At 71.9% G+C, this 3,468-nt stretch carries 4 protein-coding genes; 1 reads left to right on the top strand and 3 read right to left on the bottom strand.

Translation table 11 applies throughout. The features are described from left to right. Positions 1–245: alpha-hydroxy-acid oxidizing protein (locus DQW06_RS02740; RefSeq protein WP_198662365.1), on the bottom strand; the 245-nt coding region annotated here is incomplete at its 3' end. Between the two features lie 159 nt (positions 246–404). Then, on the bottom strand, positions 405–2,183 hold the full coding sequence (locus tag DQW06_RS02735) for an ABC transporter ATP-binding protein (RefSeq protein ID WP_041552817.1): 1,779 nt from the start codon (positions 2,181–2,183) through the stop codon (positions 405–407). Between the two features lie 138 nt (positions 2,184–2,321). Between DQW06_RS02735 and DQW06_RS02730 the strand changes: the two genes are divergently transcribed. Continuing rightward, positions 2,322–2,921 carry a TetR/AcrR family transcriptional regulator gene (locus tag DQW06_RS02730; protein WP_013154363.1) on the top strand — a complete coding sequence of 200 codons (600 nt, stop codon included), beginning with the start codon at positions 2,322–2,324 and terminating at the stop codon, positions 2,919–2,921. A gap of 66 nt (positions 2,922–2,987) precedes the next feature. On the opposite strand, the gene DQW06_RS02725 is transcribed toward DQW06_RS02730, so the two are convergent. Next, positions 2,988–3,281 carry a co-chaperone GroES gene (locus DQW06_RS02725; RefSeq protein WP_017568462.1) on the bottom strand — a complete coding sequence of 98 codons (294 nt, stop codon included), beginning with the start codon at positions 3,279–3,281 and terminating at the stop codon, positions 2,988–2,990. Positions 3,282–3,468 lie beyond the last annotated feature (187 nt).

The raw sequence follows: 3,468 nt of genomic DNA, 5'->3' as shown, positions 1-3,468 counted from the left end.
CCCCCCGCCCCCTCGGCCCCCGGCCGCAGGCTGCGCGGGCGCAGCGCGTAGCGGGCGAACGCGTCCACGTTGGCGCGGGCGGTGCGCTCCCGTCCCGCACCGCCCTCCACGTAGCCGAACGGACCCGGCTCCATGGCCCTCTCCGCCAGGTCGCGCAGGTCCTCGTGGTGGTAGGGCAGCCCGGGCAGGATGCCGTTGGTCGCGTCGGCGTAGACGCCGTCCTGGTACTGGGCGAAGTCGGTCATGGTTCCCTCGCTGGCGCCGCGGCGCCGGGTACGGGCACCGCGGGGCACGGCGCACGGGACGGAGAAGAGGACGGACCGGGCCGCGGGGAGGCGTGCCCCCGCGGCCGCGGCCGTCGAACCGCTCGCGCCCACCGGTTCTGGCCGGATGCTACCGCGTGCTCACGTGACCGGCGTCACCCGGTCCGCCTCGGCCCGGTCACCGCCCGGGTCCGGAGCCCCGGACTCGGCGATGTGCAGTGCCGTGACCAGCTCCCGGTACAGGTCGTCCCGGTCCATCAGCTCCCGGTGCGTGCCCCTGGCCCGCACCCGTCCGTCCTCCATCAGCACGATGGTGTCGGCGTGGATCACGGTGGACAGCCGGTGCGCGATGGTCACCACGGCCGCCCGCGCGGCGTGGGCGCGCACGCTCTCGGTGATGGCGGCCTCGGTGATCGCGTCCACCTGCGAGGTGGCCTCGTCCAGCAGCAGCACGTCCGGCGAGCGCAGCAGGGCGCGGGCCAGGGCGATGCGCTGGCGCTGGCCCCCGGAGAAGGACGTGGCGTCCAGCGGGGTGTCCAGCCCCTCCTCCAGGGCGTCGATCTTGTCGGCCAGCCGCACCTGGCCCAGGACCCGGCGCACCTCCTCCTCGGTGGCGTCGGGGTGGCTGAACAGCAGGTTCTCCCGGATGGTGCCGGGGACGACCGGGGTGTCCTGCTCGACGTAGGCGAAGCGGCCGCGCACCTGCCCGGGAGTGAGCTCCCGGTAGGGGGTCCCGTCCAGGAACAGCTGCCCCTCCTCGGGTTCGAGGAAGCGCAGCAGCAGCGAGAACACGGTGGTCTTGCCCGCGCCGGAGGGCCCCACGATCGCGGTGTGCCCGCGCCGGGGGACGGCCAGGTCCACGCCGTCCAGCGCGGACTCGGCGCCGGGCGCGTACCGCGCGGTGACCCCGCGCAGTTCCAGCAGCGCGCCCGAACGGTCCCCGTCCGGGGAGGGGACCGGCGCGTCCGTGTCCGCCGCCTCGGAGGAGGGTTCGAGCGGAATGGCCTCCACCTCGCGGATGCGCTTGGCCGCGGCCACGCCCGACTGGAGGGTGGTGACGCTCTGGGACAGCTCCATGACCGGGGTCATCAGGGTGAACGCGTAGAGCAGGAAGGCGATGAGGGTGGAGACCTCGATCGCGCCCGAGGACACCCGCAGCGCGCCCACGCCCAGGATGGAGATGATGGCGAGCTGGATCCCGCTGAACGCGATCGTCCAGGCGACCGCCTCGCGCCGCACCGAGCGCACGCCGTGCCGCGCGGACTCCCGCGCGTGTTCGAGGATCTGGCCGCTCAGGCGCTCCTCGGCCCGGCTGACCTTGACCGTGCGGACCGCGCGCAGCGCGCCGTCGAGCATGCCGCCCATCAGGCCCAGGGAGTTCTGCGCCCTCTCCTGCGCCTTGGCCAGGGCGGGCATCAGCGTCAGGAACAGGACGGTGACCACGAGCACCGCGACGAAGGTGACCGTGAGCAGGAACAGGTCCAGCACGCCCATCATGACCAGCGTTCCCACCAGCAGCACGCCGCCGTTGATGAGGCTGATGACGCTGCTGGAGGCGGCCTCGCGCAGCAGGACCGTGTCGGAGGTCGCCCGGGTGACGAGCTCGCCGGAGGAGCGGCGCGACAGCGGGATGAGCGCTGCGCGGAAGTAGCGGCGCACCAGCGAGGTGCGCGCGTCGAGCACCACCTTCTCGGCGACGGTGCCCAGGAGGATCCAGTGCCACAGGCCGGACACCGTGCCCAGCACGAACAGGCCCAGCAGCAGGGCGATCGGCACGAGCAGGCCGCCCCCGCCGGAGACGGTGTCCAGGACCAGCTTGATCACCATCGGGTTGGCGAGTTCGAGCGCCGAGCCGAACAGGGCCAGCACCAGGCCCAGCGCCAGCTTGTTCCGGTGCGGGCGCACGAACGACCACAGCACCCGGAGCTGGGCGAACCGGGGTTCGGGCGCACCCGGTTTCGAGCCGGTGTCTACTTTCGATGGATCAGTCATGTTTCAAAGTAGGTCATAGGTGACCGATTATTGTCAACCAATTACCGATAAGCCTAGGATGAGGGCATGGTGAAGAGCGCTCCCTCAGACGAAGAGACGAGGACCCGCGCCCGGACCCGGCGCGCGATCCTCGAAGCGGCGGTGAAGGTGCTCGGGGAGAACTCCTCGGCCCCCCTGTCCCAGGTGGCCAGAACCGCGGGTGTGGCGCGCAGCACGCTCCAGCGCTACTTCGCCGAACGCGCCGACCTGGTGTGCGCCCTCGGCGAGTACGCCGACGAGCTCATCAACGAGGCCACCGAACGGGCGCGCACCACCGAGGGCACCGGTCTGGAGGCCTTCCGGCGCCTCGTGCCCGAGTACTTCGGACTCCAGAAGGTGATCATGCTGGCCTTCGGGTCCGACGACTCCTGGGACGAGGTGCTGGAGGAGGAGTGCGGGGAGGCGGACCGGGCCCTGTTCGCCCTGGTCGAGCGCGGCCACGCCGACGGCAGCATCGACCCCAGGATCACCCCGATATGGGCGCAGCAGCTCCTGTGGTCGGGGCTCTACGCGGCCTGGGCCTACGTGAGCGTCAGCCGCACGCCCGCCTACGAGGCCCTCAACCTGTGCGTGCACTCGCTGGTCAAGGCCATCGCGAACCCTGACCGCGACGGCACGGGCGACTGACCCGGGGCGGCGCGAGGACGGGCGCCCGCCCCGGGCGGCGCGTCGGGGAACCCGCGGGGGAGAGGACTACAGGTACAGGCCGGTGCCGCGCTCGGGGGCCTCGTTGGCCACGGCGTGCACGTCGCGCTCGCGCAGGATCACGTAGCGCTCGCCGTTCAGCTCGACCTCGCCCTGCTCCTCGGGATCGAAGAGCACCCGGTCCCCGGTCTTGACGTGACGGGCACTGGTCCCGGCGCCGACGACCTCCCCCCACGCGAGCCTGGTCGCCAGCTTGACCGTGTCCGGGATGACCAGGCCGGCGCTGCTGCGCCGCTCGGTCCTGTCCGGGACCGACTTCACCAGCAGGCGGTCGTGGAGCATCTGGATCTCAAGCTTTGATTCGGGCACCACTCCAGGGTATTCGGCGCGGAAACCGGCCACCGCACGTCCACCCGAGTGCCCCGAGGTCGCAACCCACTCCCAACCTCCGGTACAGTAATTCCATCGCCGAGCGGGGGAACCGCCCGGCATACAAGGGGCTATGGCGCAGTTGGTAGCGCGCCTCCAT

The organism is Nocardiopsis sp. TNDT3, from assembly GCF_003427465.1.
Classification (GTDB): Bacteria; Actinomycetota; Actinomycetes; order Streptosporangiales; family Streptosporangiaceae; genus Nocardiopsis; species Nocardiopsis dassonvillei.
The sequence above is the reverse complement of the archived record's forward strand: the minus strand, read 5'-3'. Positions and strand labels throughout refer to the sequence as shown.

Coding starts and splice junctions, on each gene's coding strand:
- DQW06_RS02730 (WP_013154363.1), top strand. CDS start 2,322: ATGGTGAAGAGCGCTCCCTCAGACGAAGAGACGAGGACCCGCGCCCGG.
- DQW06_RS02725 (WP_017568462.1), bottom strand. CDS start 3,281: ATGCTCCACGACCGCCTGCTGGTGAAGTCGGTCCCGGACAGGACCGAG.